This window comes from Rhizobium sp. SL86 (assembly GCF_026672545.1).
Classification (GTDB): Bacteria; Pseudomonadota; Alphaproteobacteria; order Rhizobiales; family Rhizobiaceae; genus Neorhizobium.
The window spans coordinates 22,850-47,336 of the sequence record NZ_JAPPRJ010000004.1; the positions used below are offsets into that span (position 1 = coordinate 22,850).

At 57.1% G+C, this 24,487-nt stretch carries 31 protein-coding genes; 17 read left to right on the plus strand and 14 right to left on the minus strand.

All coding sequences use genetic code 11. From position 1 onward, the window contains the following. Nucleotides 1-248: 248 nt before the first annotated feature. The 3 genes from OU993_RS18005 to OU993_RS18015 form a co-directional block, all read right to left on the minus strand. Nucleotides 249-797, minus strand: coding sequence for a helix-turn-helix domain-containing protein (locus OU993_RS18005; protein WP_268159820.1), 549 nt, complete (start codon nt 795-797; stop codon nt 249-251). Between the two features lie 116 nt (nt 798-913). Next, a complete protein-coding gene (locus OU993_RS18010) occupies nt 914-1,252 on the minus strand; it encodes a hypothetical protein (RefSeq protein WP_268159822.1) in 339 nt (112 codons plus the stop codon). Further along, nucleotides 1,249-1,956: a ParA family protein gene (locus OU993_RS18015; protein WP_268159823.1), complete on the minus strand. Its 708-nt coding sequence runs from the start codon at nt 1,954-1,956 to the stop codon at nt 1,249-1,251. The genes OU993_RS18010 and OU993_RS18015 overlap by 4 nt, the downstream gene beginning before the upstream one ends. A 760-nt stretch (nt 1,957-2,716) precedes the next feature. Between OU993_RS18015 and mobC the strand changes: the two genes are divergently transcribed. The 8 genes from mobC to OU993_RS18060 all read left to right on the plus strand — a co-directional run bounded on the left by mobC (nt 2,717) and on the right by OU993_RS18060 (nt 6,389). Beyond that, a complete protein-coding gene (mobC, locus tag OU993_RS28910; protein ID WP_442793004.1) occupies nt 2,717-3,052 on the plus strand; it encodes a plasmid mobilization relaxosome protein MobC in 336 nt (111 codons plus the stop codon). Nucleotides 3,053-3,328: 276 nt separating this feature from the next. Next, nucleotides 3,329-3,616, plus strand: a complete 288-nt coding sequence (locus tag OU993_RS18030) for a hypothetical protein (RefSeq protein ID WP_268159825.1) — start codon at nt 3,329-3,331, stop codon at nt 3,614-3,616. A gap of 574 nt (nt 3,617-4,190) precedes the next feature. After that, complete coding sequence (locus OU993_RS18035; protein WP_268159826.1) at nt 4,191-4,403, plus strand: hypothetical protein; 213 nt, start codon at nt 4,191-4,193, stop codon at nt 4,401-4,403. Next, nucleotides 4,403-4,756: a hypothetical protein gene (locus tag OU993_RS18040; RefSeq protein WP_268159828.1), complete on the plus strand. Its 354-nt coding sequence runs from the start codon at nt 4,403-4,405 to the stop codon at nt 4,754-4,756. Before OU993_RS18035 ends, OU993_RS18040 begins: the two co-directional genes overlap by 1 nt. Before the next feature lie 79 nt (nt 4,757-4,835). Beyond that, the gene (locus OU993_RS18045) at nt 4,836-5,075 is read left to right on the plus strand and encodes a type II toxin-antitoxin system VapB family antitoxin (protein ID WP_268159830.1); all 240 of its coding nucleotides are present in this window, start codon (nt 4,836-4,838) and stop codon (nt 5,073-5,075) included. After that, nucleotides 5,075-5,509: a type II toxin-antitoxin system VapC family toxin gene (locus OU993_RS18050; protein WP_268159832.1), complete on the plus strand. Its 435-nt coding sequence runs from the start codon at nt 5,075-5,077 to the stop codon at nt 5,507-5,509. Before OU993_RS18045 ends, OU993_RS18050 begins: the two co-directional genes overlap by 1 nt. A 347-nt stretch (nt 5,510-5,856) precedes the next feature. After that, the gene (locus tag OU993_RS18055) at nt 5,857-6,177 is read left to right on the plus strand and encodes a DUF736 family protein (protein WP_268159833.1); all 321 of its coding nucleotides are present in this window, start codon (nt 5,857-5,859) and stop codon (nt 6,175-6,177) included. 86 nt (nt 6,178-6,263) lie between these two features. Then, nucleotides 6,264-6,389 carry a hypothetical protein gene (locus tag OU993_RS18060; RefSeq protein ID WP_268159885.1) on the plus strand — a complete coding sequence of 42 codons (126 nt, stop codon included), beginning with the start codon at nt 6,264-6,266 and terminating at the stop codon, nt 6,387-6,389. 59 nt (nt 6,390-6,448) lie between these two features. On the opposite strand, the gene OU993_RS18065 is transcribed toward OU993_RS18060, so the two are convergent. After that, nucleotides 6,449-6,586, minus strand: a complete 138-nt coding sequence (locus tag OU993_RS18065) for a hypothetical protein (RefSeq protein WP_268159835.1) — start codon at nt 6,584-6,586, stop codon at nt 6,449-6,451. Nucleotides 6,587-6,665: 79 nt separating this feature from the next. Beyond that, nucleotides 6,666-7,301: a TetR/AcrR family transcriptional regulator gene (locus tag OU993_RS18070; protein ID WP_268159837.1), complete on the minus strand. Its 636-nt coding sequence runs from the start codon at nt 7,299-7,301 to the stop codon at nt 6,666-6,668. A gap of 54 nt (nt 7,302-7,355) precedes the next feature. Between OU993_RS18070 and OU993_RS18075 the strand changes: the two genes are divergently transcribed. Both OU993_RS18075 and OU993_RS18080 read left to right on the plus strand, forming a co-directional pair. Next, entirely contained in the window at nt 7,356-8,048 is a 693-nt protein-coding gene (locus OU993_RS18075) for a DUF4336 domain-containing protein (protein ID WP_268159838.1), read from the plus strand. 212 nt (nt 8,049-8,260) lie between these two features. Then, entirely contained in the window at nt 8,261-8,866 is a 606-nt protein-coding gene (locus OU993_RS18080) for a nucleotidyltransferase domain-containing protein (protein WP_268159840.1), read from the plus strand. A gap of 285 nt (nt 8,867-9,151) precedes the next feature. Here the strand turns inward: OU993_RS18080 and OU993_RS18085 are convergent, their stop codons facing one another. From OU993_RS18085 to OU993_RS18095, 3 genes are read right to left on the minus strand one after another with little or no spacing between them, the layout of a single operon-like run. Beyond that, the gene (locus tag OU993_RS18085) at nt 9,152-9,568 is read right to left on the minus strand and encodes a GFA family protein (protein WP_268159841.1); all 417 of its coding nucleotides are present in this window, start codon (nt 9,566-9,568) and stop codon (nt 9,152-9,154) included. A gap of 26 nt (nt 9,569-9,594) precedes the next feature. Then, nucleotides 9,595-10,059 (minus strand): SRPBCC family protein, encoded by a 465-nt coding sequence (locus tag OU993_RS18090; protein WP_268159842.1) that lies wholly within the window; start codon nt 10,057-10,059, stop codon nt 9,595-9,597. Beyond that, entirely contained in the window at nt 10,056-10,385 is a 330-nt protein-coding gene (locus OU993_RS18095) for an ArsR/SmtB family transcription factor (RefSeq protein ID WP_268159843.1), read from the minus strand. The genes OU993_RS18090 and OU993_RS18095 overlap by 4 nt, the downstream gene beginning before the upstream one ends. Before the next feature lie 274 nt (nt 10,386-10,659). Here OU993_RS18095 and OU993_RS28780 point away from each other — a divergent pair, with 274 nt between their 5' ends. Continuing rightward, on the plus strand, nt 10,660-11,052 hold the full coding sequence (locus OU993_RS28780; protein WP_326493848.1) for a hypothetical protein: 393 nt from the start codon (nt 10,660-10,662) through the stop codon (nt 11,050-11,052). A gap of 49 nt (nt 11,053-11,101) precedes the next feature. Here OU993_RS28780 and OU993_RS18100 read toward each other — a convergent pair whose 3' ends face one another. Further along, complete coding sequence (locus OU993_RS18100; RefSeq protein ID WP_268159845.1) at nt 11,102-11,722, minus strand: tyrosine-type recombinase/integrase; 621 nt, start codon at nt 11,720-11,722, stop codon at nt 11,102-11,104. Nucleotides 11,723-11,854: 132 nt separating this feature from the next. Next, on the minus strand, nt 11,855-12,424 hold the full coding sequence (locus OU993_RS28785) for an Lrp/AsnC ligand binding domain-containing protein (RefSeq protein ID WP_326493849.1): 570 nt from the start codon (nt 12,422-12,424) through the stop codon (nt 11,855-11,857). On the opposite strand from OU993_RS28785, the gene OU993_RS28790 reads away from it, so the two are divergent. The 6 genes from OU993_RS28790 to repC (OU993_RS18135) all read left to right on the plus strand — a co-directional run bounded on the left by OU993_RS28790 (nt 12,425) and on the right by repC (OU993_RS18135) (nt 18,979). Next, nucleotides 12,425-12,706 (plus strand): hypothetical protein, encoded by a 282-nt coding sequence (locus tag OU993_RS28790; RefSeq protein ID WP_326493850.1) that lies wholly within the window; start codon nt 12,425-12,427, stop codon nt 12,704-12,706. Nucleotides 12,707-12,847: 141 nt separating this feature from the next. Next, nucleotides 12,848-13,180, plus strand: a complete 333-nt coding sequence (locus tag OU993_RS18115) for a hypothetical protein (protein WP_268159848.1) — start codon at nt 12,848-12,850, stop codon at nt 13,178-13,180. Between the two features lie 537 nt (nt 13,181-13,717). Then, nucleotides 13,718-14,989 (plus strand): plasmid replication protein RepC, encoded by a 1,272-nt coding sequence (gene repC, locus OU993_RS18120; protein WP_268159849.1) that lies wholly within the window; start codon nt 13,718-13,720, stop codon nt 14,987-14,989. Between the two features lie 297 nt (nt 14,990-15,286). Then, nucleotides 15,287-16,501 carry a plasmid partitioning protein RepA gene (gene repA, locus OU993_RS18125; RefSeq protein ID WP_268159851.1) on the plus strand — a complete coding sequence of 405 codons (1,215 nt, stop codon included), beginning with the start codon at nt 15,287-15,289 and terminating at the stop codon, nt 16,499-16,501. A gap of 45 nt (nt 16,502-16,546) precedes the next feature. Beyond that, nucleotides 16,547-17,584, plus strand: a complete 1,038-nt coding sequence (gene repB / locus OU993_RS18130; protein ID WP_268159853.1) for a plasmid partitioning protein RepB — start codon at nt 16,547-16,549, stop codon at nt 17,582-17,584. Between the two features lie 156 nt (nt 17,585-17,740). Continuing rightward, the gene (repC, locus tag OU993_RS18135) at nt 17,741-18,979 is read left to right on the plus strand and encodes a plasmid replication protein RepC (protein WP_268159855.1); all 1,239 of its coding nucleotides are present in this window, start codon (nt 17,741-17,743) and stop codon (nt 18,977-18,979) included. Nucleotides 18,980-19,402: 423 nt separating this feature from the next. Here the strand turns inward: repC (OU993_RS18135) and OU993_RS18140 are convergent, their stop codons facing one another. The 4 genes from OU993_RS18140 to OU993_RS18155 all read right to left on the minus strand — a co-directional run bounded on the left by OU993_RS18140 (nt 19,403) and on the right by OU993_RS18155 (nt 24,484). After that, nucleotides 19,403-20,752 carry a DUF3100 domain-containing protein gene (locus tag OU993_RS18140; RefSeq protein WP_268159857.1) on the minus strand — a complete coding sequence of 450 codons (1,350 nt, stop codon included), beginning with the start codon at nt 20,750-20,752 and terminating at the stop codon, nt 19,403-19,405. 254 nt (nt 20,753-21,006) lie between these two features. Next, complete coding sequence (locus tag OU993_RS18145) at nt 21,007-22,527, minus strand: aldehyde dehydrogenase family protein (protein ID WP_268159879.1); 1,521 nt, start codon at nt 22,525-22,527, stop codon at nt 21,007-21,009. 36 nt (nt 22,528-22,563) lie between these two features. Then, nucleotides 22,564-23,445, minus strand: a complete 882-nt coding sequence (locus OU993_RS18150) for an NAD(P)-dependent oxidoreductase (RefSeq protein WP_268159881.1) — start codon at nt 23,443-23,445, stop codon at nt 22,564-22,566. A gap of 127 nt (nt 23,446-23,572) precedes the next feature. After that, on the minus strand, nt 23,573-24,484 hold the full coding sequence (locus OU993_RS18155; protein ID WP_268159860.1) for a LysR family transcriptional regulator: 912 nt from the start codon (nt 24,482-24,484) through the stop codon (nt 23,573-23,575). Between the last annotated feature and the right edge of the window lie 3 nt (nt 24,485-24,487).

Below are 24,487 nucleotides of genomic sequence, written 5' to 3' on the forward strand. Positions count from 1 at the left end.
GTTGGTCTACCAGTCCAGGGTTCGGATCCGTTCAAGAGCACGACTCTGGCAACGCGATTCTGATGCGCCACTCGCGGCTGGCACGCAATGACCGCAGTGCGCATTTATTTCGGTCGTTCAACCGCGCAATTCGCGGGTGCAAAAGTTGTCAGTCGGCTTCAGGTCGAAAAGGCGAGACCAAAATCGGACAGTTGCCCTCGTACTCCTCGTTCGTCGCCCGGTTTGCTTAGAGATGCAGGTGCCCGCGTCTAGCGTCGTGGCACCTGCTTATTCAGCTTCTCAATCTGCTTCACCATGTCGAGGAGGCTAATACAGACCTCATCCGGCAGTTCCGAAAGCCGCCTTGCAAGCTCAATCCTAACGTCGGCTCCCTCTTTCGACGAACCGAAGAGATGCGGAGCCACATGGCCGACCAGTTCGACTGGATTACAGCCCAGCTGTTCACACAGGACGATCATTCTCGTCACTTCCAGAGACGAAACAGCGCGTTCGTACCGTCCCCAAACTTGGGCGGTAATGCCAAGAAGCGACGCAACCTCCAACTGAGACAAGTTCTGCCGTTCGCGGGTCTCTCGCAAAAAGATGGCAGTCCGTGCTTTGAGCTCATCCAGACTTAACGGACCCTCAAAACCCTGTGCGCGGTAAATTTTGCCGCGATATCCATCTTCATCGGTTGGGACCAGGTTGTTTCGCTCTGCATAGTAGATTGCCGACTGCGGAGGCGTGAGTTCGTCCTGTTCGTTCAAGCCTTCTTGGTTCTCCACGCGAACTTCCCCCTGTTCCTTCTGCAAGTCCATTTAGGTTCTCTAACTATCGTTCAGATGTTCGGGATAACGAATTCGTGATTCCCGAAAATGTATATGGTCACGAGTCATAGTCGCTCAAAAGCCGCGCGCAAAGGAAATTAAGGCAATCAATATCCGTTTTCGCGTAAGAATTTGTCGATAGCGGCCCGCGCAATGGCCGTCATCTTGACCTTGTTTTCGAAGGAGGCGAGTTCGAGCCGCTCCTTAGTTGGTGCATCGAGAACGACCGTAAAGGTAGATGATGCTGCGCCTTTTTGATTGGTCCTCCGAAGCACGCGTATGCCATCGCCTTTGTTGGCCAGGGGGCGGGGCTCGTCGCGTTCCTCCTTCGAAGGCAGCGCATCGGTGACCAAGTCCTTGTCAGCCTTGTTTGCCTTCTTGGCGACTGCTTGTGCGAAAGGCACGTCATCTAGTGACAAACCTGTATTTTTTGGGGGCGCCATCATGCAGCCTTTCTCATGTTAGGGGGGAGGTGGCTATCAATCTCTTTCACCAGGCTCATGATCTCGCGCCGGGCTTTAATGACCGGCTCCGTCAGATCCTGCATCTGAACTGAACCGTAGCCGTTTTGAATGTTCCGGTAGACGTTGCGCTCCATCAGTTCCGTTTCTAACAAGATGCTGGGAGCTCCGCTGTTTCGCAGCGCTTCAACAAAGGGACGGATGAAGGAATAAGCTTCGAGGCTCTTGCTGGTCAGTGCGACGCGTGTCCTTACGATCAGTTGGCTGATGTCCGTCCCATGTTCTGCATTAAATTCGGCAACATGCTGCGCTGCTGTTCCCGCGGCATCGATCTCACGTTTAGACGCCTGAATGGGTGTCAGAACCAAGTCGCAATGACCGATGATCGAGGCGCCAAAGATGGATTCGCGGCCAGCTGTATCGATAATCACCACATCATATGCCGCCTTTTTGCGATCGAGCAGTTCAGCGAGTTGCTGCCTTTGAAGCACCGACGCAAGATCGACATTTTCGGGTTGGTTCTCCTTCTCCTCTGAGAGCCGCCACCATGCGGCCAGGTTCTGGCTAGGGTCGGCATCCACCAACAAGACCTTCTTGTCGTAGCTGGCATATTCACCGGCCAGGAGGGTAACGAGGGTTGATTTGCCGGCTCCGCCCTTGCCGCTCAATGTGCCGAAAACCACTGTCATGCTCTACTCCATACACTTTTAGGTGGTGTCTCGACTGTCTGAGCAAGACGCTCGCATGAGGTCGAGACTGGCAAGGAAAACTGCATTTCCTTGGATGCTGAATGAGGGAAAGATGTTTTCGCTTTTTCAGAAAAGACCTTTTCCAAATTCAAGAAAACATGTTTTCACATAACTGACTAAGCTGTTTAGCTCGTTGCGATGTTAACATAATTCCTCTTACAGCCAAAACGGCAAAACAGCGATCTTAGAGACCCTGAAGCCAACTAAAACAGTTTAATAGTTTACCAGTAAACATGTCAAATTGTTCAATGGTTTCAATGTTTGCCACTCCGCTATCACCATGGATCTGAGGTGAACCCCGGAGCCGCGCAGCTTCCGACTGGCGCTGTCGCGCGCAGTGCGCAAGGGCGCCAGAGCGGAGCGTCCCTTGAGCAGCGAGCACGCACGGCGGCATCAAGGGAAGCAAGGGGCTTCGCGGTGAACCCTGGTGGGCGCCCGTCAGGTTTTCAAAAGCGGCCGTCAGGCCAAGGAGCGAAAGGCGCGAGCGGAGCGAGATCCATTTACGTCCGGAGGGCGTGGAAAAGCTGAAATGTGATTGCTTCTCTTTTGGCAGGATACGCAAAAACGTGATACGTTTTGCAGAGGATCGAGTTCGCGATCCGGTCTTGATTGTTTTATTGCTGATGGATTGATTGAGTTGCGCGCTCCGAAGGCCAAAGGCCTGCCCAAAAAAGTTAAAAGCCGGACGATCCATGCTCGTGTGACCGAGGAGCGATATGAAGCGATCTGCGAGGCGGCAAAGGCTGCGGATCTGACAGTTTCCGCCTTCTTCGGCTCCTTGCTTTTGGAGGGTGCTGGCGTTCAACCAATCTTCACCCATGAGGATCGTGTTGCGCTCGGCCTGCTTCTTGAACACATGCGGAAGGTCGGCGTGAACCTGAATCAGGTTGCGAAAGCGCTCAACTCTGGCCGCTTTGTCCATCTGGATGAGGCACAGTCAGCGCTTCGAGATGTTCAGCTCGCCGTCGTGGGTGTCAGTGTCGAGCTTCGAAATGCCACTCGACGGTCGGGCCAACGGCGTCGTGAGGTCCGATAGATGGAGACGCGGGGATACTTCGAAGAGGAGTGGGAGCGCCGTCGCCAAGCTGCGCTTGAGGAGGAGGAGAGGCGGCGCGGCGGCGCGGGTGGAACTGGTTCAGATGCATTGAAGCGTCGAGGCGGTGGCGGAGTAGGAGTAGGAGTAGGGAAGAGGCCATCCAAGGCTTCATCATCTGCGTCACGAGCGGATCAGCTGTCGCCCATCGCATCGCCACGTCCAGTTGCAGAGCGGCTCGCGGCTGTTGCCAAGGGCAGTCAGCCCGCCGTTGTGAAAATGGCCTCCTATGGCAGTGGCGTGCGCCTTGGCGCGATGGCGACCTATGTCTCGCGTGAAGGGGATCTTGCGCTTGAGAACGAGCGGGGGGAGTTGCTGCAGGGGCGTGCCGACCTGGAGCGACTGCACGAGGAATGGAGCCCGCTCTTTCTCAATAGGAACGAGAGCCGTGACATTGCCGGCTTTTCGGTCGAGATCGAGCCCACGGATCAGCATGACGATGAGAGCCTGCATCGGCTTGTCCGTCACACGCTGCAGGTCGCATTCGGCGAGCGTCGGTTCGCCTAGCCGCCCTGATACGGGCAGTCCAAGGACCCCATACCTCCAGTTCCAGTCTCGACTGAACCGAGCCAGATGCAGCCCGAGACCCCCGAAACATATTGAGCTGCCGCTGGGGAAATGCCGGCGCCCCCGCCTCCCCCAACGAACAGTGCAGCCATCAATGCGAACGGGAGATATCGACCCTTCCGCTGCCTTCTCTTCTCCATTGTCGATCCTCTTTGATTAAGGTCTGTGCTTTCTGGCGACTGAACCTAAAAGGTTTTCAGTGCGACGGCGTTTCCGATAAAATCACACGAACCATGCTAATATCATAATCAAAAAGGCAATCAAAGAGTGCGTATGTCATAGATGAACTACGCTGTGATCTGCCGCAATGCCGCTTAGGTCCGCAGTTTTCGAGCTTTCAGAGGTTGTTGTAGGAAAGCTAAAAGGCGATTTCGCTACACATCCAGCTTCTCTGAATGTGTGTCCTTATAGATTTCTTTACCCGCCGTGAACGAGAAGCTTGGATCTTGCCAAACAAGAACATATTAGGAACAATATCCCGATTGCATCGGGAACAATCGTTGAGGATGAGTTCATGACAACCAACGCCAACCTGCAGTCTGCCCCCGAAACGGTGCTATCCGAGGTCGAGGCGGCAATCGCCTTTCATAACGGCGACATGAGAGCCACCATCGCATGCCTTCTGGCAGACTGTGCGGATCTCAGGCTCAATCTCTCACTGGCAGAACGGGCTATGAGCGCCGGCCTGACGCGCGGTTGGCGTCCCCGATATGACCGAGAAACCTAATGAGTGCTCCCGCCGCCAATATTCAGCTGCACCATAGCTGGCGCCAGACTTGGCCGGATCACGCCAATCATTTCACCGCTTTTGACGGGCAGGTGAAGTTTGCGCACATCCACGAGCATCACATGAGCGGATGGGCGTGGTACATGGTGCTGGATCTGCCGTGGTCGAACCGGCCTTCTGCCGCGCCACTCACAGGACATTGCGAGACCGCCCGCGAGGCCGCGCAGGCGGCTGAAGCCTGTTACGCGGCTGTTCTCGCGGGAACATGGCGTGGAATGTCGGAAAAGGATCAACAAGCAGCTCGCGAAAGACGAGAGAACAAAGACGGCATCCATCGCTCCGCCGCGCTCTGATCCGCCTTGCGGCGGTCAATGGCATTGCGAGGATATCCTTTCGAGGATATTATAATATCCTCGAAAGGATATGTTCCCCATGCCGCTCTACATCAAGGATATCGAAGTCGATCAACTCGCGGAAGAGCTGGTGCGCCTTACCAAATCTTCCAAGGTTGACGCCGTGAAGACGGCCTTGAGGCACGAGATCGCCAGCCGCAAAAGCAGTCTGCCGATCCGTGAACGCCTCGCTAAGTCTCTCGCTATGGCCCGCGCAGCCGGACCATACGCACCTGGAGACCACAAGCGCGAAACCGACGAAATGTGGGGTGAGGACTGATGCTGTTCATAGACGCATCCGTGATCGTCGCCATTCTGACCGACGAGGAAGACCGCGACGTTCTTCTCGATCGCCTCGCCCAAGATAACGGCCCCTTCTATGTGTCTCCTGTTGTCCGCATGGAGGCCGCGTTTGCCCTGACGCGCCGCCGTGCTGAAGCGCTTGGGCGCGACAAGCCGGCAACTCCCGCTATGCTGGAGGAATCCCGGCAGGTGGTCGATCAGTTTCTTTCGGACCTTGAGGCGAAAGAGGCTCTCATCTCAGGTGATGTAGGGGCAAAGGCGCTCGATGCCGCCCAGCAGTTCGGCAAGATCGTCAATCACCCGGCAAAGCTCAACATGGGTGACTGCTTCTCCTATGCCTGTGCCAGAGCCTACCGCACAAAAGTCGCCTATAAAGGCAACGACTTTTCCCTGACCGACATCGGTTGGTGATGCACCAACGACTTCGCGGCGCATCGAGATCGGTGTGCCGGCGACACCAGCGCCGTAGTCTTCCGAGCATAGGTGCTGGCCAGGGCGGTCTGAGACACCAAGCCGGTAAATCAACCGAACTCCCTTGGCTTGTGTTGCCTTGAACAATGGATCACTGCGGCCGGCCAGTCCGATGGCAACCGCCGTCGATCGCGAATTTCCCCTGACGCCTTCGGCCTCATTCCTCGCGAGCCAAATTCGCTCCTCCGTCGCCGCTGCGCTGCGCTTCGCCCCTTCGGGTGCAATCCGCCTGTCTTCCGGCCGCTCTTGCGTGACCATCGGCAACGCAAACCAAGGGAAATATCGCCATGACCGACCTCGTAAACTTCATCCGCTTCAACCAGGACAACACGCTCTCCGGCAACATCGCTTCTGTCGCCTACGACCTCGACATCTTCGGCGAAGCCTTTGAAAGCAGCAATCCCAAGGCTCCGGTCTATCGCCTCTTCGCCAAGACGCCGCGCGGGCGGCGCGTCGAGATCGGCGGCATCTGGGAGAAGTCGAACCAGGTTGGCGGCAAGTATTTCACGCTCTCCGTCAGCACCGGTTACGGCAAGCTGAACGCCAATCTCGGCCGCTACCCCCACCAGGACGATGAGGACCTCATGGCGGTCATCCCTTGGGATTGACCGGATAAATGCCCCGGCCCCACTGTGGGTCGGGGCACAAACGCCGCCAGCGCCAGAGCCGCCGATCTATTCTCGCGAGGAACAATATGAGCCGCCATACCGTCACGGTGAAGACAGACACCGAAGCAGATGAAGACGCCGTGATTGGCTACGATCCGCCGTTGCGCACCTTCTTTGTCCAGGCGTTTCCCAATGAGGAAACCGACGAATAAGGCACTGCTGAGCACTTTGACACCGTATTGGGATCGGAAAGTCCGCACAGGGCGGCCTTTCACGCCCTGACGGCTTTAATCAGGCCGGGAACGCCGACAAGGGTGATGGCTCTTTTGATGTTGTAGGCGAGCGCCGTCAGGCTGAACTCCCCGCGCACTTTTTTGAACCATAGAGGCGACAACAGGCGCTCAATCATGGCTTCTCGTGCTCGTTAGACATCGAAATCAGAAAAATCTCGATGCGCACCGAGTTCCGGCACTGAACAGCGCAGGCCATCATTCATCCAAAGAGTTTTCGGACGCTCTGTAGGATTTCCGCGACAAGACGCCTCGCCGCGATGAACGCTCCCCGATTCCCTCAACGACAATACGGATGATGTGTCTGATTTCGTCATCGGTGAACTGCCCGCCGGCAAGGACTGAAAGCATCGCCTGCCCGTAGGTTCCAAGAAGAACCAGCGCCATGAAATTGGGATCGTCATCCTTGCGAATGACACCCTGCCGTTGGCCGAGTACCAGAATATCCCTGACAAGCCGCTGGAACGATGGTCGATCGGGGGGCGGCTCAAGGGATGGCCGTTCGACCGGGGCAAGGGCCAGCTTCGCAAGCGAAGGGTTCGCCAAGCACCAGCACGCGCTGTCGAGAAAGACGCTTTCGAGCAAGGGGAACACATCGCCGCCGGCCTCTATTCGATCGCGATAGGGCGCGTCGTTTGCTTCCACGCGGGCTATGAGCTGCGAGGCGATTTCGTCTTTCGAGGCGAACAGGTTGTAGACCGTCTTGCGAGTCAAGCCCGCCCTCATCGCGATTTCCTCAACGGAAGTGGCAGCAAATCCCTTCTCCCGAAACGCCGCGTCGGCAGCATCGAGGATGAGGGTTCGGGACCGTTCCGTTCGCTTCGGGATTGCCATATCTACACAATGGTATAAATTTACACTCATGTAAATATTATCGGGGCAACCGCCATGCTAAAGGAGTTCGGCCCGAATATCTGGATCACGGACGGGCCAACGGTCACGGCGGCGGCCGGATTTCGCTATTCCACCCGCATGGCCATCATCAGGTTGACCAATGGCGATCTGGTCCTTTGGTCGCCAACGGCGCTTACGGACGATCTTCGCGCCGAGGTCGAGACATTGGGGGCGGTCCGCTATCTGGTCCCTCCCAACTCGCTCCATCACACATTCCTTGCTGACTGGCAGCGGACATATCCTGACGCCACGGTCTATGCACCGCCCGGCCTGCGGGAGAAGCGCAAGGATATTAGGTTCGACGCTGATCTCAGCGATGACCCTATCGCGGCATGGGCAGGGGAGATTGACCACGCGATCATGTGCAGCAACCGGATCACAACGGAAGTCGTTTTCTTTCACCGCCAGAGCGCAACCGCGATTTTCACCGATCTGATTCAGCAATTCCCGCGCGGATGGTTCAAGGGTTGGCGGGCGTTTGTTGCCCGACTAGACTTGATGACGGCCGCCGAACCTTCGGTGCCGCGAAAATTTCGGGTCGCCTTCACCGACCGACACACCGCGCGTGAATCTCTCCGGCGTATTCTGGCATGGCCTACGGAAAAGGTGATTGTAGCGCACGGCCCGCCGATCACCGATGAGGGGCAAGCGTTCCTGCGCCGCGCGTTTCGCTGGTTAGATGACTAGGGACAGATTCCATGGCCTGTCGCAAAAATCCCACTTAAAGCGACAGTTGTTTTCATGACTTTTGCGACGTCTCAGAATAGGGAGTTCTGCGGCGGCTGCAATGTCCGGTGTCGGCGCATCAAAGCCATGGGGCTATCGGCCCGAAGCCGCCATTGAACATGGGGGTCAGCTCACGTATCAGGCGTTCTTGTCCAATCAGGAGCAATGCCTCAATGCAGCCACCGCCAGATGATGCTTGGGAACCATGGTCCCCGGATGAGTTGTTCGCTCGTCTCGGCGTGTCTAAAACCGACTGGTACATCGTGGGCGGCTGGGCCCTGGACCTTTGGCACGGCGAGCTGACCCGTGCACATGAAGACTTGGAGTTCTCGGTGCTTGCCTGCCAGGCTCAACGCTATCGCGGCGCCCTGTCGGATCTGGAGTTCTTCACAGCGAAGGACGGCAAACTTGACCATCTCCCCCTCGTAGAACCACTGCCCACGGATGTTTGGCAGCAGTGGGGTGCGGATATTGGCGCCGGTCGCTGGCGCGTCGACATGATGGTCGATCGGGGATCGCCGGATATGTGGGTCTACAAGCGTGATCCATCTTTCACCTTGCCGCGAACCAAAGCCATACGCGCAACAGCCGGCGGCATCCGATATCTGGCACCGCATATCGTCCTGCTCTTCAAGGCCAAGCACGTCCGTGAGAAAGATCACGGGGACTTCCGCAATGCCTTGCCTTGCTTGGAAACCGATGAAAAATCCGCCCTTCGTCGATGGTTGGAGGTGCTGCATCCAGGACACGTCTGGATTCCAGAGCTTCAATCCGGCTGACCGGCTACTCGGCTGCTGATCTGTCGCGAAATGCCTATTGGAGTGATACTTGCTTTTCTGGCCTTGGCGACGTCGCAGAGTAGGGAGTTTTGCGGCAGGCACAATGTCAGTGTTGGTGCTGGGCGACTGACGCCTCCCGGCCCGAAGCGGTCATGGCGTTAGATGAGAGAAGTCAGCAGAGCTTTTCCATGGCTCTGCTGCGGAAGAAATCGCCCAGCGCCGAATGACGCTTTTCTTAGCTGGACGACTTTACACGCGGCGACCTCGGACTGAATGACTGAACGGTCACCCTGCCGGCGGCATGCGTGGGAAGGCGGTTGAGGTCGGATTGATGTGATCCCAGGGCTGCGCCGCATCTGTCCATGTCACCACCGTCGGCCTATAGCGCTCCGGCTCGTCCAGGCTCGCGGGGCGGAGGATAAAGATCGCGGGATTGTCAGGGAAGGTCATGAATACGGGCGACCCACAGACCGCGCAAAAGGACGTGCGCTTGCGGGTCCCACCGTCTCCGATCATCTCCCAACCGGAGGGGCTGCCTGCGACTTCCACCTCCGCCGCCACGAAGACCATGTGCGACTGGTGTCCTGTTCCGCTTTCGCGTTGGCACTGTCGACACTGGCAGTCGACCATCGCGACCGGCTCAGCGGACAGTTTGTAACGGACAGCGCCGCAGGCGCAGCCGCCCGAATAGGGGATGCTCATTGAGTTTGTCCTTGGATTGGTTACGTTTAATGAACCTGGTCGAGTAGAGGTGCGATCCTCGGAACTACGGTTTTCCAGCCGCCGCTCATGTTCGCGTACGCCGTCTCATTGCGCGGAAGTTGGAATCCAGAGTGAACGAGACTGAGCCGCGTGCCATTCGCTGTGGGAGACAAGGTCCAAGTGACCACCGTGTCCAGCGGAGAGCCGTATCCGGCGTTCCCTTCGTGCCCGCCCTTCCAGGAGTATGTAAGGCGTTGGTTTGGCACGACCTCCAGGACCTGACAATGGATCGTTCCATCCCATTCTCCGGCAGGTTTCGTCTGGAAGGTGAAGCGGGTGCCGGGTACCGGTGCGAATCCGATGGGCGGCATCAGGAAACGGGAGATTAGATCCCCATCCGTCAACGCCTTCCAGATCACGGCGGCTGCGTGCGGGAAGACTTCCTCGACAACAATGCTGCGAGTGTCGCTGAGTGTGGTGGCGGCGGTCATTGATCGATCTCCTTGAGGACGGTTCTGAGATTACTGAAGCGGTCGCGCCAGAAGTCGCCGTAATGGCTCATCCAGTCCGCTAGCGGCGTCAGTCCTTCTGGCTCCACACGATAATAGACATTGCGGCCCTGGGGCCGTTCGGTAACAAGGCCGGCCTGCTTCAAGGTCTTCAGATGCTGCGAGATGGCACCTTTAGTGACGCCGCTGCCGCGGGTGAGTTCGACTACTGTAATCTCATCCGCGGCGGCGATGCGCTCGTAAACGCTTCGCCGGGTCGGGTCAGATAGAGCGCGCATGACGTCGTTGATGGAATATATTGTGTTCATGCAGAATGTTTAGTTCTGACTAAACGGTTAGTCAAGACTAAACGCTTTGCAGTTGGCTGGGTCGACACCTGCGCTGGGCCGGACCAAGCTGCCATTCCTTTGAACGAAGGGAGTTCGTCTGCAATCATCAGCGGATCTATGACTGCTTGTGGCGCGAGGCGGAAGACGCCAGGCCGCCCGAAACGGACCCTCGATTGCATCGGTATTGTGTTCGAATCCCTTGTGATAGGCATTGTCGCCAAGCGCATCTCTCCTTTAGCGAGGAACACTATCGATGAAGTGCCTACGCATATATGCCTCGCCGGATGGCGAGTCTCATTTCGATGAAATCGACTTGCCTACGACCAAACGGTCGGTTCATCCGGACGCCGTTCCTTTCGATGTCACGGCTAGCTATCCCGCCTCACGCGTCCGCATCACCCATATCCCAGCAGGGATGCGAGAAGTTGCATGGCACAAAGTGCCAGAATCCGTGCTTACGGTAAGGCTTGATGGTTCGGTAGAATACGAGACCAGTGACGGAGAGGTTCGCCATGTTTCGGCAGGGAGCTTCGTGCTGGTCGAAGACACATTTGGCAAAGGTCATCTGTCCCGACACTCCCCGGAAGCTCAGACTGTCATTTGGATTTCGTTGCCGAATGGACTTGAACCGCCAACATCGCAATGACCGCTGTTGGCGCGTGAGAGACCACCGGCTGTTGCCGATGGTCAATACCCTAAAGCTCAATTTGCTCCGCAATTCTAAGGGCGTCGTCTATCTCCACGCCCAGGTATCGGACGGTGCTTTCGAGCTTCGTGTGACCCAGCAGTATCTGGACCGCCCGAAGATTGCCCGTCTTTTTGTAAATCTGCGCAGCCTTTGTTCTCCTCATGGAATGGGTGCCATATGCGCTGGCGTCGAGCCCGATTGACGCCACCCACCGGTGAACGATCCGAGCATATTGCCTTGTCGACAAATGCTGCGAGCTCTTACGGCTGCTTGGAAACAGATAACTGCTGCCATTCCTTCGAACAAAGGGGAGCCACGCGGCGAGCGCCATCTTGGTCTGTTCGGTGACCTCGAATTGTACGGGTCGCTTCGTCTTCTTCTGGATGATGGTAGCCCGATCGCGGATCGAACTACCGGACCATAAATCCTCAACCTTCAGCTTGACGAGGTCGCAAGCGCGAAGCTTGCTGTCAATGGCGAGGTTGAAGAGCGCCAGTTCCCGGACCGCGCCCTTCATCTCCAGTCGAACGCGGATCGACCAAACATTCTTCGGCTGAAGTGGGCGCTTCTGCCCTACCAGAATACCTTTGTTCCATGGATATCGATTACGCAGTACGGCGGTGTCCATGCCAAAGCCTCCGCCACACCTCCCACCGCGTCGCCTCCGTCAGGCAGCCAAGTTATAGCACGTTTCGTCATCACACGGCCCATTGCGGTCATCCCGCTCTCGGCGAAATGGTAGCGAAAATCCTGATTTTTGTTACAGGGGCGGCAAACGTCGTTTGACGGATGTTCCCTTGATGACGGCGGTACTGGTGACAGCGTGCTCGGAGAGCGCTTCAAGAACATCATCCATCTGCTCGATCGTATGGACCACGAGGCGGGCAAGGAATGGATCGTCGCCGGTGATCTTGTCGCATTCGACAAATTCCGGGCGCTCTTGAATGAGTCGTTCCACGAGGTGGAGTTTGCCGGGCAGCGGCCGGATGCGCACCATCGCCCTGATCTGGTAGCCAATGGCACGAGTGAAGGAAGCATGAAGCGCCCGGATCAGTCGAAGGCGCTGGCAGAATTGGAAGCGATCACCGAGGATATGCAGATCAGCATTCCAAAGAACCCCGCCGATCTGTGGGACTGGTGCATCGATCTGAAACCCGCGCAGCTGATGGCGCTCCTCGCATTCGCTGCCTCCCGCTCCATCAACGCGGTTGTAGGCAAGAGCAGTTTCCGCACCAAGAAGCAGCTTGCCCATGCCGATCAGCTTGGCATGGCGCTTGGCACCGACATGCGCGACTATTTCCAGCCCACCGCCGAAAGCTATTTCGAGCATATGAATCGCAGCAGCATTCAGGCGGCGGTTGCCGAAGTGAAGGGCGAAGACTTCGCCAAGGGCATTGCTGCCATGAAGAAGAAGGATGCAGCCGCCTATGCCGAAAGCGCCCTCAAAGGGTCCGACTGGCTCCCTGCCCCGCTTCTCTTCGTTCAGCCGGTGAGCGAGATCGACGTCGATGCGTCGCCCGACGATGCCGACGACGAGGAAACAGACATCGAGGAGCACGGCGAAGAGCGTGCTTCCGCAGAGATCATCCAGTTCCCCGAGGCGGCTGCATAAGCAGCCGTCGCCGGTCGCGACCGGCTCCCCATTCGCCCCTGCTGTTTGTCAGTTGAGGGGCGCCCACGCCCCTGCCCCTCAAACTCCCCACCCACCCGGCGCCGGCACAAATCGTGATCGGTTGCGCTCAAGAGGTATGTCATGTTTTCGAAGATTGCCGTTCGAACGCTCGTTGCAGGTATCGCGCTCATTTCCACTTCATCGTCCGCATCGACTGATCCTGCGATTGCAGCGGGCCTCTTTTGGGCCGCCGTCGCCGCCGTCGAAGACCGGTGCGAGCGATATTCGTCAGTTGTCGAAGCGTTCGCCTGGGACCGCTTCTCGGACCAAGAATATGGCCGTGTGATTGAAGCCGCTCGCATTCACAAGCCGTTCGTCGTCGCGTTGATCAGCAATCTGTCTTGCTACGGAGCCGCTTCCTATGTCGCCGCGATGGCCAATGTTTCGCCCGCAAGGTTGTGGGAGATCCGGTAGGCCGAAACAAGGATTCGGCGTTCCAAGGCGTTAGTTTCGGGACGGACGAATCCTTGGCCATCGCGTGGTCGTCGACTGCTCCTCCGCGTGCAGGCACCTGCTCAACTCGCCACTAAGTCGGCCCCGCAGACGAATGCGCGAACGGTCGTGATATCCTTTTAAGACGCCTTGTTATCCAAATTTTCCTTGGTCAATTTTATCATTCTTCCAATCGTCAGAGATATTAACGATATAAATCAATTTGTTATCTGTTCTCCCTCAACGGAAGCTTGATGTTTCGGAAGTTATTGATCAAAGCAATTTGATTGTTTAGAGTCCGACTCGGGTAGACACTACAGCGTCTATTCCGTTTTGAGCAAAGGAACCTTCAACCGACCAGAAACGCAAAACCGCTCCCGAACCAGTCCGGAAGCGGCTGAGTAGAATTGTATTTAAGCACTACATTTTTCTCACTCTTCCGCTCCAATGTCAATGACTTGCGTCAGTTCGGCGAACGCTTCCGCTTTGCCTGGTCTTCGAATTTGGAGATAGGTGACAGTGAATACCGAAGTCCACCGCAAGCGCCCGATCGGGCGGAAAATGACACCTGAAAGGCTTAAGTACATCACACTGTCCCAGTCCGTTATTATGGGGTCAGTGCAGCGTTTCGAGCTTTCTACATTGGCCAAATCATTGCCCTGCACCGGCATCATAAACGGCACTGAAGCTCACTTATTGCTAACGTTGATCAACACTACCGGAAAAGAAGCGTTCGAGTCAGGGGGAATGCCGATCGTCTTCAAATCCAATCGCCAGCTTGCCTTCGAAATTAATAGATCGGAGAGCCGTGTCAGCTTTCTGTTGTCACGCCTTTTCGATCGTGGACTGATTTCGATGCAGGACAGTGGAAACTACAAGCGCTACGGTTACATGTCGGTTGATCGAAAAGATGATGCATGCGGCATCGATTTGAGGATTCTGGTTGCCCGGTATGATGAGCTGAGAGATCTCGTACATCGGGCTCGTTTGGAGCAGTCGGATCGCGTCTCAGCATTTCGTCGCTATCGCGGCGCCCTTAGAGCTGCTCAGGCTGCCCTTGCAGAAACCGCTTCTCTTTCGGCGCGTAACCGCGGATTGTTTGTCACCCGCATCGGGAAAATAGCTGAATTAGTGCGCAAGGGTGCATCTGGCCCGGTTCTTCGTCGAGCCGGTGAGATCCTCAATCGCATTGCGGCTCGTATTATAAGCACCAACGTACCCTCAACCGGCGAGGTGTATGAAGATAAAACAATCTGCCTGCAGCGTGAAAACGAGATGCACATACATATTACAAAACCACATCTCTTGGTTCCCTGTAAGGATGAATTGCATTCGGCTAACGCCGAACAAATTAGGGCGCTAGACGCTGGCTCCGCCAGCGAAGGGGCTTTTGAGGGAAGCCTGAGCGAGCTTCCGCGCCAAAGCAATGGGCAACAGCAGCTGCGGCCTTCACTCGTGGCGCTAGCGGACGTGTGGCGAGCCACACCGAGCCTCGCCGAATACGGCTACCAGCCGCCGACCAGTTGGGCTGACCTCAAACTGATTGCTCCAAAACTTTGCCGCATCGCAGGTGTGTCGGAGGACGCGCGTCAGCGCGCCGTTGAGCGTATGGGCGAGCAGGCGGCTGCGGTTGCGATCGCTCTCACCTTTGAGAAGTTCACACGGGCCGAAATTAGCTCGCCCGGCGGGTATTTGCGGGCCATGACTGATCGCGCCATGAACGGAGCGCTTCATTTGAACCGCTCGGTTTTTGGGCTCGCAGCCCGCAACGCGATGGGGAGGTCGACTTGAGGACATCCGCCTTATTGGAGCCGGACTGGTTCCGCTTCTCGTCGCCGCGTCAACTCCTTTGGCCGAGTGTTCACGTCGCGCGCAGGTGATCGACAGCGATGGATTCAGCAACCGTCAGCAAAGGCTCCTCATCGCGGCGATAGAGGCACAAAGTTTACTGCAGTAAACTCAATCCTCGACTGGGATCCCGCGTTAGCTTTTCGTTAACCCTCTTTCCCTTGCCAGGCAGGCAGAATCGGAGCTAAATGCGGTTCTGTGGCTCGTGTGAGCTTTAAATCGCATCTAGGGTTTTTGGCAATGAATTTGGCTTCAATCGAAAAGGCGGCAATTACTGACGTTGATCAATTGATCATCGGGCAGGCTCAAGAACTGTCTGAGAAATTGAAGCAGCACCGACTCGAGATGTATCCACCGCGTGCACAAAAAGATCTCCGGGAGTTTCAGCTTGCTGAGGCTGCGCGATTTATAGGAGTAACGAGCGGCTACCTCAAGAACCTTTCGCTCGAAGGCAAAGGTCCGCAGCCCCAGGTGACTGCGTCGGGGCGCCGATCCTATACTGCGATGCAGATGGAGGAGATGAGGCAGTTCCTCGAACATAGTGCTCGCTCGGGCATGCACTATGTTCCCCATAGGCGACTCGGTGAAAAGCTGCAGGTGATCGCCGTCGTTAACTTCAAGGGGGGCAGTGGAAAAACAACGACAGCAGCACACCTAAGTCAATTTCTTGCATTGTCTGGACACCGCGTGCTGGCTGTCGATCTCGATCCTCAAGCATCCCTTTCAGCTATTCACGGTTTTCAGCCGGAATTCGATGTCGGCGCGAACGAGACGCTTTACGGTGCGATTCGTTACGATGATCAGCAGCGTCCTCTAAGCGATATTATCCGAAAGACCAACTTCCCGAACCTCGATTTGGTGCCTGGCAATCTTGAATTGATGGAGTTCGAACACGACACGCCCCGCATCCTTGCCCAAGGCCATGGACAAAACTACGGGCGCATTTTCTTTGCACGGCTAGATGAAGCCCTGTCATCTGTTGCAGACGCTTACGACGTAGTGATCATCGACTGCCCTCCCCAGCTAGGCTTTTTGACGATGAGCGCGATCTGCGCCGCTACAGCCGTCTTGATTACAGTCCATCCACAAATGCTGGACGTGATGAGCATGTGCCAGTTCCTTCAGATGCTTGGCGACATTCTCAGCACACTGAAAAACGTTGGCGGCAATATGAACCTTGATTGGCTGCGTTATTTGGTTACCCGGTATGATCCCCAAGACGGACCGCAGACCCAAATGGTGGCTTTCATGCGTGCGATGTTCAAGAACCACGTCCTGGTCAACCCCATGCTGCGAAGCGTAGCGATTTCAGATGCGGCTATGACCAACCAGACGCTTTACGAGGTTGAGCGATCGGCTTTCACTCGTTCAACTTACGACCGAGCGATTGAAGCAATGGATGCGGTCAACGGCGAGGTCCTAGAGCTGATTTATAAGGCTTGGGGGAGAAAGTGATGTTGACCGAGTTTACCGCAGTAAACTTTGGGGAGGAAAAAAAGCGTGGCCCGTAAAAATTTGCTGTCGAACCTCATCACCGACAAGGAGCCGACATCGGTTGGTAACGATGATCAGAAGCGGCAGGAAGTTCTACGCCCTGCTACACGAGGAATCGGCGCTTTGGGTGCCGTAACTAGGAGTATTGATGAGCTCGCTGCGCGAGCAGATGCAGCCCGCGAAATGGAGCAAAGGTTGGCGAGCGGTGATACCGTCGTAGACCTTGATACCGAACTGATTGACAGTTCATTTATCCAAGACCGCGTTGAAATGGATGAAGACAAACTCCGTGAGCTGGTCGAAGCAATAAAGATCCGTGGTCAAGATTCTCCCATTCTAGTCCGGCCGCATCCGAGCAAGCACGGGCATTTCCAAACCGTCTTCGGCCATCGTCGCCTTCGTGCAGCCCGTGAACTTGGGATTCCAGTCAAGGCTGTTGTCAAGACACTGGAAGACCGTGATCATGTGATCGCACAGGGTCAAGAAAACTCCCAGCGTTCAGACCTGTCGTTTATCGAGCGAGCAATGTTTGCCCGCAATTTGGAAGCTACAGGGTTCGCCCGTGACACGGTCATGCTGGCGCTGGGAGCAGACAAGACCACAGTGTCCAAAATGCTCTCGGCTATCGAACGGTTTCCTGCAGACCTCCTCAACACCGTTAAGGCTGCAAGGGCACCTGGGAGGGACCGATGGTATGCGCTTGGTGCAGCCTTGGCGACAGAGGAATTGGCGGATAAGGCGCGCTCCGTGATTCGGCAGGATGGTTTCCTTGCCGCGACGCCTGAAGAGCGCTTCGAGCTTCTTGAGCGGCTGCTGAGTGGGAAGCCACCCGCCAATCATACTGATAAGTCGGAGGAAAAGACCTGGGTAAGCAATGGAAAGGCCGTGCGTGCGTCGATCAAGGAAGTAGGAAGACGGGTGACTATCTCACTGAAGTCTCCCAAGGACTCGGATAAGGCTACTGCTTTCGGTGCGTACTTGACGCAAAATCTCGACAAGCTCTTTGAGGCTTTCGAGCAGGATCAACGAAAAACTGGAGACTGAACAGCAAAAGAAAAAGGCCCCCAAACGGTCGCCCGTGGAAGCCTTCCTCGTATTCTGTAGCAAGACCGAGAATCGCATTTCCACGAATCCCAGTCAAGAGTCTTTGGCATCGTTTTGGTGAGCGGATTTCTTTTGCCTGAAGAAAGGTGAAGGAATATGCAGACGGGAAATGTGACGACGCCCTTTGGGCGGCGGCCGGTTGTGCTTGCTCTTGTAAAGAGGCAGCTCCAGACGTCCGAGACGAAACCAAACCGCCCGGTCGACAAGTGGAAGGTGTTTCGCGACGCCTGTGAGGCGCGCGAACGCCTTGGTCTCCAGGACAGGGCGTTGACTGTGCTCGACGCGCTTTTGACGTTTTATCCAGAGAGCGAACTCAACTGCGATAGTGGATTGGTGGTCTTCCCCTCCAATGCCCAGCTCTCAGTGAGGGCACATGGCATTGCCGGTACGACGTTAAGGCGGCATCTCGCTGCTCTGGTCGAAGCCGGTCTCATTCAGCGCAGGGATAGCCCGAACGGCAAGCGCTACGCCCATCGTGACAAGGGTGGCGATATCGAGCAGGCCTTTGGATTTGATCTTTCTCCACTTTTGGCCCGCGCTGCCGAACTTGCAAACCTGGCACAAGACGTTGCAGCTGAACGCCTGCAGTTCAGGCGCGTCAAGGAGGCGCTGACAATCTGCCGGCGCGACGTCCGCAAGCTAATTTCTGCTGCGATGGAGGAGGGTGCTGACGGTAACTGGCAGGCGATTGAAGACATGTATGTTGGTATCGTCAGCCGTCTACCGAGGAACCCAGACCGTCAGCAGATGGAAGCGATCCTCGACGAAATGCAGCTTTTGAGGACGGAAATCCTCAACCTTCTGGAAAATCAGTTAGATTCTCAAAATATGGACGGCAATGCTGTTCAAAATGGCTGCCACATACAGAATTCAAAATCCGAATCCATCAATGAACTTGAACCTAGCTCTGAAAAAGAGCAGGGCGGAGCCGTCGAGCCGGAAGTAGCTCCCAAAGTGGTTGCTCAGCCGTTGGCAAAGCCTGAACAGGTGAAGGCGTTCCCACTGTCGATGGTCCTGAAAGCCTGCCCGCAGATTTCGGACTACGGGCCCGGGGGCACAATCTCCCATTGGCGTGAGCTGATGGGAGCCGCGGTGGTGGTACGATCAATGCTTGGCGTCAGCCCGTCGGCTTACCAAGAAGCTTGCGAGGTGATGGGGCCGGAGAACGCGGCAGTCGCTGTGGCAGCGATTCTGGAGAGGGCAGGGCGTATCAACTCGGCAGGTGGATATCTCCGCGATCTCACGCGCCGAGCGCGGGCAGGGGAGTTCGGGCTTGGACCGATGCTGATGTCACTGATGCGTGCCAATGTGGACGGCGATCGGAAAGCGGGGTGAGGGGTTGTAACGGCGCACCGGGTAGGGAGCATAGTTGTACCGCATTTCATGCAGCATTCGTTCCACGGTTTCTTGATTTACTAGGAGTCCGAGCGCACCAAGAACGTCTCAATAGCTTCTAGATCTGCCCCGGATTCTGTCCCAAAAATCGAAAACCGACCCAAATGATACACTGATTTGCGTCTCACGGAGACTGTCTCAGCAGGTATACCTTCTTGGGAAAGGAGGGGCGCCTTGGAAGCGCTATTGCTACACGAGGTGTCTCGCCAATGAATAAAAACTATCACGCCTTGAGCGTTGAAACCTGAGGGTGGATTCGAAGAAATCGACCTAATCCAGTGAGGTGGTAGGCAGACCGCAACTTGTTTGTTGCTCCCATAAGCCTATCGAAGGCGAAGGACCGAAGTCCCCCGCCACCTCTCGTTAGTGGAAGAACTCGGCGATAATGGTGCCGAAGATGAAGGTTCCGGCGTTGGCGACCAGCGAGACGACAATAATGCGCCAGCCAAGTTGTTTCAGGATCGGTAGATCTTTTGCTAACGAAAGACCGGCAAAAGCAAGAACCGGTGTTACGAGTGGCAGCAGTGCCATCTTGGTCGCAAGCGGGCTGACATAGGCGGCGAGCGGCGAGAACGGCGCAGTCGCGAACACAGCAAGCAGGGAAACCCAGCAGACTAGTGGGATCTTCAGGAATGCAAGCGCGCGATGAACCAGATATCCTCCCACTGCGATCACGCCCATGATAAGCATGGCAGGCAGCGCGTCGGTTGGAGACGTTCCCGTTGCAATCCAGTTGCCGAGCAGGGCAACGCCACCGGAAACGATCAGCGTCACGGCCATGAGCCAGACCGGCGTATCTTCGGCCTTGGCCACGGAAGAGAGCGCCTCGTTCATTTCCGTCGATGTGCTTTGTGTGTTGCCATAGACGGAACGCTTGGGCGATAGCACCGGCTCAAGCTTGTAATACAGCCAGTTGGCGAGAGGTAGCGACAGGAATAGGGTGAAATAGGTGCCGACTGTCGTGGTCAGCAGGTTCGCCGCCGCCGCGAATGCTGCAATCTCCTTGGCATCAGCCGGATGCTGCGCCGTAATGGCTGCGACGGCGGCAGACATCATGCTGCCGGAACCGACGCCGGCCCCCATGGCCAGAGACCAGGGATGGAAGATGCCAAGGCCTGCCATGGTTCCCGCCAGGAAGGCGATGAAGAGCGCGCCGAGCACCGTACCGATCACATATTCGGCCAGCACGCCGCGGCCCTCCGGCGAATTCATCCCGTAACGTTCGGAAATGATGGCAACGGAAAATTCGCGCCCGATGGAAAATGTCGCACCGACAGCTTCGCGCTTGATCCCGAGTATCAAGGCCAGCGGCAGGGCAAAGACCATCGTGCCCAGGAAATGGCCGAGCTCCTGAAACACCAGCGCCCAGCCCGCCGCCGCGATCTTCGGCAGAGATTCACCAATGATGAAGCCAAGCTTCACCACAAAGAAGCCGATCGCCACCTGGATCAGGGCCGAGGCCAGGAATTGCGTCTGCACGGAGGATTGCCGTTGTCCTGGCATGTTGCGATGGATGACACTGATAGCCGCGCCAATCAGCAGCGCCCAGACGATCGGAAAAAGGACCACTTTGGTGATCCCCATTGGCACCGTAATGTTGCCGATAGCCTCTGCAATAAGAACTGCAAAGATCATTGCAACGCTGAGAAGGATGAATTGAAAGACCGGACCGCGCGAAACTGCCGCCTCGGATGCTGGCTTGTAACTCGACATGTGCATTCCCCTTTTTGTGTGTCAGGGCCGTTGCACGCGGCCAAGACTGCTGGAACCTGCACAGTGAACGTTACAGTCTCGTTCATGGGTAGAAGGCCAGACCGGTACAATGTGTTGCTTCCACTGCAACAGAGCCTGGAAAGGGGAAACCGGATCTGAACCTGCCATTAGCGGTAAAGACGATGCCGCCGCCCACGATCCGCAGGCGGCGGCAATCGAATGGTGGGGCGGTCCAGCGTGATGCCGGTCAGCGATCAGCCGGCAACATAGCCGAAGGTCACTGCGGGCTGGGCGGCGGTTTCCACCCACACGCTTTTGGCCTGGGTATAGGCCATCAAGGCATCGCGGCCGCTGGAGCGGCCATAACCGCTACGGCCGAAGCCGCCGAAAGGTGACATGACGCTGATCGTCTTGTAGCCGTTGATCCAGAAGGTTCCGGCGCGAACCTGCGCGGCAACCCGATGGGCGCGACCGACATCCTGCGTCCAGACAGCACCGGCCAGACCGTAAGGATTGTCATTCGCCAGCGCAATTGCCTCTTCCTCCGTATCGAAGGGCGTCACGCCGACCACTGGGCCAAACACTTCTTCACGGGAAATGCTCATATCGGGCCGTACCTCGTCCAGAATGGTCGGTGCGAAGTAGTAGCCTCCGGTATAATCGAGGCTTTCGGGTCGCGCTCCACCCGCTGCCAGTCGCGCACCTTCGCTCATACCTTGGCGCACCATGTCGCCGATCTTCGTCCACTGACGCAGGTTGTTGATTGGCCCCATATGGGTGGTATCCAGCGAAGGGTCACCCACGGGGATGCGGGCTGCCGCCTGTGCGTATTGTTCCACGAACTGGCGATGAATGGAGCGATGCACCAGAAGCCGTGAACCGGCCACGCAGCTCTGGCCGGCGCCGCCGAAAATCGCCGCCTGAGCGCCGGCGATGGCACGCGGAATATCGGCATCGCCAAAGACGATGTTGGCGGACTTGCCACCCAGTTCCAGAATGCAGGGCACGACATTGCGGGCTGCTGTCGCGGCAATGCTCGATCCAGCGGCAGCCGATCCGACGAAGACGACGAGACCAGTTTTTCGATGGGCAACGGCGGCCTGACCCGCAGTTGGACCCGCACCCGCCAGAACGTTGACGAGACCTTTTGGCGCGCCGCCCCGTTCGCAGAGAAGGCCCAGGATGAGCGTGCTGAGCGGCGTCAGCTCGGAGGGTTTGATCACCACGCCATTGCCCGCGCAGATGGCAGGCGCGATTTGCCAGCCGCCGGTAAAGAGCGGCGCATTCCAGGGTGTGATCTGGACGACGACACCAACGGGTTCATGCCTCGTGTAATTCAGGTGGCTCGTCGGCACGGGGATTACCTCACCATGCAGCTTGTCGCACCAACCCGCATAGTATTCGAACATCTCGGCGACCTTGATTACCTCGCCGCGAATGTCGCGGATCGGGCGCCCTGCGGAGCGGCTCTCCACCTCGGCAATGACCGCTGCATGTTCGCGGATTTTCCGGCCGATCTCGTTCATCACCCGCCCGCGGGCGGAAGCGGTCAACTTCATCCATTCTTTTTGTGCCAGCTCGGCGGCAGCCATGGCGGCATCCACCACGCTTGCGTCGGCATCGTCAAAGGTTGCGAACACCTTGCCGTTGGAAGGATCCGTCAGGGAAAGGCTTTCGCCGTGACCCGACATGACTGCACCGTCAATCAGGCTGCCGATCGTCTCGGTACCCAGAATGTCCTTCATCAGCTTCGCGATGCGTACACCCGGCTCCATGTTCATGTCTAAGCTATCCATAGTCCTGTTCCGCCATTAGTTTTTCGCTTTGAACGCGCCCATGCGCGTGAAGTCGTCGCTATCCGCCAGTTCCGTCGAGCCGGTCCACAGGTTTGCCACCTGTTCGGCCAGCGGCAGCTGCGCACCGGTGCTGTCGGCAAGCTTTTTTGCCAGCCGCACATCCTTGCGCATCAGGCCCATAGAAAAACCGCTGTCGAAGCGATCGGACATGACCCAGGTGGGGAAATGCACTTCGCTGATCATCGATTTGCCCGAGGCAGCATTCACCACGCGCAGTGCTGCTTCCGGGTCGATGCCAGCCGCCACTGCCAACTTAAGGCCTTCACCCGTCGTGATCATGTGTGCGGCGGCTAACAGGTTGTTGACAAGCTTTGCCACATTGCCCGCGCCGCTTGGGCCAACATGCAGGGCCTTTGCCGCCATGGCCTCGATGACCGGGCGAGCAAGAGCCAGATCCTCCTCGGAGCCACCGATCATCATGGTCAGCTTGCCTGAAGCGGCCCCTGCCGGGCCACCGCTGACGGGGGCGTCCAGAAAACCATGGCCCAACGCCTCCAGCCGCTTTGCCAGATCGCGGCTGACATCCGGTTCCGAGGTCGAGGTATCGATGATGATCACGCGTTGGCCGGTCTTTGCCTTGAGGAGATCAAAATGACCTTCGACAACGCTGCGTACATCCTGCGCCGTCGGCAGCGAGAAAACCAGAAACGCGCTGGCTGCAACCAGGTCCGCAATGGTGGACTGCGGCAAAACACCTTCATCCTCGGCAAGTTTGCGACGATCGGCAGAAAGGTCGAAGCCGAGCGTCCTGAACCCCTTGGTGGCGAGCGTCTGGGCCATGCCCAGCCCCATGCTGCCGAGCCCGATCACGCCGACGGTCGTCTTTACTTCAGGCATGTTCCCCTTATCCTTCTGTTCTATGCAAAGTTCATCGCGCACTTTGATAGGGTCAGGCTGACATCTGCCGACCGTTTGCGGTAGCGGCAGGACCGACAACAATGCGTTGCAGCCTTGGCAACACCCGTCATGTGCCCTGAAACGCCGACATGGCGGTCGCAAGATGGCTTGCCAGGCGCTCTACAGAATTGGGGAGACGGCGCCTCGCCTTGACCATCAGATGGGCGGAGGCCTCGTTCAGCAGCGGATCGGAGAGTTCAACCGCCTCCACGGTGCCGCGCGCCAGTTCCGTCGCCACAGCAAAGCGCGGCAGATAGGTGACCCCGAGACCCGCCACCACGAAGCGTCTGAGCACATCGAGCGATGACGTATCGACCACGGGCGCAAGAGCCAGTCCATGATTGGCCGCTACCCGCCCCACAAGATCAGTCACGCCGTGCCCCTTGCCCAAAAGGGCGCAAGGCAGGGGCATGCATTCCACAATCGATATCGTCCCCCGGCCCGCGAGGGGGCTTGATGGGTGAAGGATGGCGCAGAGCGGCTGCCGGGAAATCGCCAGCGAGCGGATTTTCGGCTCGATCAGCGGGTTGTAGGCGATACCAATATCGGCATCCCCTTCGATCACGGCCTGCATGACCCCCTCGGTACCGCCGAGATGGACCGCATAGCGGATCGATGGATAGACATCCACGAAGGCTTTCAGCCCGTGTTCGATCAGATCCGCCAGGAATCCCTCACCGCAGCAAATACGAACGCGGCCCTGCTGGACGCCTTTCAATTGCGCCAGTTGCTCCTCAAGCAGGCTCCCGTCTTCGAGAACGCGCTTGCCATGCTCCAGCACAAGGGCTCCGGCATCCGTCAGCGCAACGCCGCGGCTGTTGCGGTCGAACAGAGGTAGGCCAAGATTTCGCTCGATATCTGCCACCTGCCGGCTGACGATGGATGGCGCGATGGAGAGATGCTCGGCTGCGCTGCGGATGGAACCGTAACGAACCACCGCCATGAATATTCGAAGGGCCTTGGCGTCCAGTATCTCCATGTT